3 protein-coding genes and 1 pseudogene are annotated in these 4,796 nt (G+C 67.2%); 3 read left to right on the top strand and 1 reads right to left on the bottom strand.

All coding sequences use genetic code 11. From position 1 onward, the window contains the following. Positions 1-105: 105 nt before the first annotated feature. Together istA and istB are read left to right on the top strand one after the other, a co-directional pair. Positions 106-1,749, top strand: a pseudogene (gene istA, locus GTY47_RS00030) (IS21 family transposase). After that, positions 1,746-2,543, top strand: a complete 798-nt coding sequence (istB, locus tag GTY47_RS00025) for an IS21-like element helper ATPase IstB (protein WP_010039251.1) — start codon at positions 1,746-1,748, stop codon at positions 2,541-2,543. Before istA ends, istB begins: the two are co-directional and overlap by 4 nt. Before the next feature lie 81 nt (positions 2,544-2,624). Here the strand turns inward: istB and GTY47_RS00020 are convergent, their stop codons facing one another. After that, entirely contained in the window at positions 2,625-3,242 is a 618-nt protein-coding gene (locus GTY47_RS00020; protein WP_029181127.1) for a TetR/AcrR family transcriptional regulator, read from the bottom strand. A 98-nt stretch (positions 3,243-3,340) separates the two neighbouring features. On the opposite strand from GTY47_RS00020, the gene GTY47_RS00015 reads away from it, so the two are divergent. Further along, positions 3,341-4,522 (top strand): cytochrome P450, encoded by a 1,182-nt coding sequence (locus GTY47_RS00015; RefSeq protein ID WP_010039249.1) that lies wholly within the window; start codon positions 3,341-3,343, stop codon positions 4,520-4,522. Positions 4,523-4,796 lie beyond the last annotated feature (274 nt).

Raw genomic sequence — 4,796 nt, 5'->3', positions numbered from 1 at the left:
CTCATGCCCGACTAACGACGAATCTCTGACTCAGGTCACTAGGTTCTGACAACACCCGGGGGCTTGCGGTGGGAGCATTGACGTGCCCTGCGGGATGAGGCTGCGATGACGCCACCGAAATCCAAGGTCGACTTGTACGCGGCGATCCGCCGTGATGCCCGGGTAGGGATGTCGTACCGGGCCTTGATGCGTGAGTACGGAGTCGGATTCCGCACGGTGAAGGCCGCGTTGGAGTCGGTCTGGCCGGAGCCGCAGAAGAAGCCGCGGCCGCGCGGCACCCGCCTGGATGCCTACAAGCCGTTGATCGACCAGATGCTCCGGGCGGATCTGGATGCGCCGTGCAAGCAGCGTCACACGGTCAAGCGGATCTTCGACCGGCTCCTGGACGAGCACGGGGCGGAGGCGGTGACCTATCCGATGGTGCGGGCCTATGTCGCCGACCGTCGCCCCCAGGTCGCTGTTGAGGCTGGCCGCGGGGTGGTACACGCGTTCATTCCGCAGTCCCACAGGCCGGGGGCCGAGGCGGAGGTGGACTTCGGCGACGTGAAGGTACGTCTGGCCGGTGAGCTGGTCACCTGCTTCGTGTTCGCGATGCGCCTGTCGTATTCGGGCAAGGCCGTGCACCGCGTCTTCGCCTCCTGCGGCCAGGAGGCGTTCCTCGAAGGCCACGTCCACGCTCTCAGCGTGCTGGGCGGAGTGCCCACCGGCAAGGTCCGTTACGACAACCTCCGCTCCGCGGTCTCCCGGGTACTCAGCTCACGCTCCCGCGCGGAGAACGAGCGGTGGACCGCGTTCCGGTCGCACTACGGCATCGACGCGGCCTACTGCCTGCCCGGCATCGAGGGCGCCCACGAGAAGGGTGGGGTCGAGGGGCAGATCGGCTGGTTCCGCCGGAACCATATGGTCCCCGTCCCAGAAGTCGTCTCCCTTGCCCAGCTGAACGCGATGATCGAGCAGCGGGATGAGGAGGACGAACAGCGCCGGATCGGCTCCCGGCCCCGGCCGGTGAGCGAGTACTTCGCCGTCGAACGGCCACTGCTGCAGCCGTTACCGGACGAACCCTTTGAGACCGGGCGGTTGTTCAGCCTGCGGGTCGACCGCTTCAGCCAGATCAGCGTCCGCACCAACCGCTACTCGGTGCCGGTATGCCGGTACGGCTGATCGGCCGGACGCTCCGGGCAACGCTGCACGCGTCCGAGCTGGTGGTCTACGACGGCCAGCAGGAGGTCGCCCGCCACGAACGGCTGATCGCCAAGGGACAGACCCGGCTGGATCTGGACCACTACCTGGAAGCCCTGGTCCGCAAGCCCGGAGCGTTTCCCGGGGCCACCGCCCTCGAACAGGCCCGTTCCGCAGGCAACTTCACGCCCGTCCCATGACGCCTGGTGGGAGGCGGCGAAGGCCGCCCACGGCGAGCGGGACGGCACCCGGGCCCTGATCGAAGTCCTGCTGATGGGCCGCCACGTCCCCCACGAACACCTGGTCGCCGGGCTCGCCTCCGCGCTCAGGGCCGGCGCACTGACCGCGGACGCCGTCGCCCTGGAGGCACGGAAGGCGGCCGAAGCCGACGAGGTCGCGGCTCCTGTCCCGGCGGAGCCGGACCGGACGAACGTGACCTCGCTGACCGAACCGCGGCTTGCCCAGCTGCCGCCCGACACCCGGCCGCTGCCCTCGGCCGCGGCCTACGACCAGCTGCTGCGAGCACGGCAGCCGGCCGACCGCCCCGCAATCCAGGGAGAGATGCCGTGACACTCAAACGACACCGAGGGCTGACCGAACAGGCCGCCACCGCCGCCGTCGACCAGGCATGCCGCATGCTGAGGCTGCCTACCATCCGGGCCCAGTTCCCCGAACTGGCCGAAGCCGCCGCCCGCGACCAGATGTCCTATCGCGGCTTCCTCGCCGAACTGCTGATGGCCGAGTGCGACGACCGGGCCCGCCGCCGCTCCGAACGACGCATCAAGGCGGCGCAGTTCCCGCGAGAGAAGTCGATCAGGGCCTTCGACTTCGACGCCAACCCGAACATCGACCCAGCCGTCATCCACACCCTGGCCACCTGCGAATGGGTCAAGAAAGGACTGCCGCTCTGCCTGATCGGCGACTCCGGAACCGGCAAGTCCCACCTCCTGATCGCGCTCGGCACGGAGGCCGCCATGGCTGGCCTCCGGGTCCGCTACACACAGGCCACCAAACTGGTCAACGAGCTGGTCGAAGCCGCGGACGAGAAGATCCTGACCAAGACCATCGCCCGCTACGGGCGCGTCGATCTCCTCTGCATAGACGAACTCGGCTACATGGAGCTGGACCGCAGGGGCGCTGAGCTGCTGTTCCAGGTGCTGACCGAACGCGAGGAGAAGAACAGCGTCGCCATCGCCTCCAACGAATCGTTCGGCGGCTGGACGAAGACGTTCACCGATCCACGGCTCTGCGCGGCCATCGTCGACCGCCTCACCTTCGGCGGAAACATCATCGAGACCGGCACCGACTCCTACCGGCTCGCCAGCACCCGGGCCGCCCAGACGCAGAGGGCAGCCTCAGGCTGACCCGTCCGAGCCTCAAAAACCGGCCAGAGACAGCGTTCACCGCTATCCGTGCCACGACCGAGTGCGCGTGCGCTGAACACGCTAAGCCGGGCGGGGGAGCGAGTTGAGGCCGTCGATCGCGATGTCGGTGGCCCTTTGAACGGCTTTGTAGGTCTGCTCCGGCCGGTTGCCCCGCTTTTGGCATGCGGCGACGACGACCTTGATCGCCCCGACCAGCGATCCCACCGCCGCGGCGGCCTCGACGAGGTCCAGCTCGGGGCAAGCGAGGTGGAGCGCTTCGGTCAGCTGTAGCTGGATGTCGAACAGCAGGTGCAGTTCGCGCGCCTGAAGTGCCGGGACCGACGCGATCAGCCGGGTCCGAGCTGGGCCGACCTTCCGCGCCAACTCCGAGTCCGTGTCCGCGAAAACACTCTGGTCGATGACGCGCCGCAGCAGGTCGGCCACCGGTTCGCCGGGCTGCCGTTCTCCGATGATCTCGACCGCGCGCTCCAGCCGCGACCTGTCGTCGAAGAAGACGATGTCGTCCTTGCTGTCGAAGTAGCTGAAGAAGGTCCGTGTCGCGATGTCCGCGGTGGCCGCGATCTCCGCCACGGTTGTCTGGTCGTAACCCTTCTCGGCGAACAATCGCAGGGCGCCTTCGATGAGCGCTTGCCTCGTGCGCATCTTCTTCCGCTGGCGCAGCCCTGGGTCGCTGGTCACGACAGCACCTTACCGCATGCGATGTAATTTTGCATTCATTGACGTTTTGCATTGAGTGATGTTTTATCGGGAGGTCCGTACCGACCGAGGAGCGGCCGATGGAGAGCACGTCCCCGGCAATGGTCATGCCCACGGCCCGCCAGAACCCGTTCGATCCGCCCGAGGAACTGCGCCGCCGGCAGGGGCTCGGCCCCATCCATCGGATGACCTACGTCGACGGTGGTCAGGGGTGGTTGGTGACCGGCTTCGCCGCAGCGCGGGCGGTCTTGGCAGATCCCCGATTCAGCGTCCGCCCGGACCACATGCGCTCACCGATTGGCCAGCCGGCAACGGCGCCCGTGCCGCCGGGATTCTTCCTCCGCATGGACCCGCCCGAGCACGACCGCTATCGGCGGTTGCTCACCGGTGACTTCACGGTGCGCCGGATGAAGCTCCTCGAACCGGAGATCGAAGCGATCGTCAATGACCAGTTGAACGCGATGGAGCTCGCCGGGGGCCCGGCCGACCTGTTCAAGGCATTCGCGCTGCCGATCCCGTCACAAGTGATCGGCGAACTGCTCGGGGTGCCCTACTCCGACAGGCAGGGGTTCCAGCGGAACGCCGCCACGCTCTTGAACATCGACCTCACACCGGAACGCCGGCAAGAGGCGGTCAGGGAGCTCATGGCATATCTACGGGACCTGCTGCGCCACAAGTGTTCCTGGCCAGAGGAAGACGTGCTCAGCGGGCTCGCTGCGCACGAGGGACTTACTGCGGACGAGAGGGCCGGACTGGCGCTCCTGCTCCTGATGGCCGGGCACGAGACGACGGCGAACATGCTTGCGCTGGGCACTTTCGCTCTGCTGGCCAACCCCGCACAGTTAGCCGAGGTCCGCGGCAAGGAGGAAGACGCCCCAGCAGTGGTCGAGGAGCTGCTGCGCTACCTCACTGTCATCCATCACGTGGTCCGCGTCGCGCTCGAGGACATCGAGCTGCACGGCTGCCTGATCAAGGCCGGTGAATCCGTCACCGTCGCACTTTCCGCGGCGAACCGGGACGCTGATCATTTCGCCGACCCGGACGCGCTTGACCTCACCCGCTCCACGGCCGGACACCTCGCGTTCGGTCACGGCCTCCACCGGTGCCTCGGGCAGCGACTGGCCCGCGCCGAAATGCGCATCGCCCTCCCCGCACTGCTTCGCCGCTTCCCGGCACTACGTCTCACTGTCGCGCCCGAGCAAGTGCCACTGCGGTCGGCCATGACGGTCTACGGCGTGCATGAACTTCCGGTCACCTGGTAGGCAGATCAAGGTCGAGAAGAACGACGTGTGCTCGGCGACTTGCAGCGCGACGTCTGTGAGTTTGAGCAACGCCCCTTCACTGCCGGCTCCCCACCGCCATCCGGCCCTTCACGCACCGCCCGCATCGGACCACTGTCGTCTGGATCAAACTCACCCAGGCGCCCGGCATGGATCAGTTGGGGCCTCCGGTGTTGTCACTTCTCATCGACATTTCCGACCCGAGTGATCGCTTACAGCGGCTAACTGGCCGTTCTCTATCCGGTCGTGTGCTCGG

The sequence above is a fragment of the Streptomyces sp. SID5464 genome, from assembly GCF_009862985.1.
Classification (GTDB): domain Bacteria; phylum Actinomycetota; class Actinomycetes; order Streptomycetales; family Streptomycetaceae; genus Streptomyces; species Streptomyces chartreusis_D.
Note: the sequence above shows the minus strand (reverse complement) of the source record. Positions and strands in the feature narration are given on the sequence as shown.

What these genes read in the sequence shown, in the direction of transcription:
- GTY47_RS00015 (WP_010039249.1), top strand. Translation starts at nt 3,341, where the DNA reads ATGGAGAGCACGTCCCCGGCAATGGTCATGCCCACGGCCCGCCAGAAC.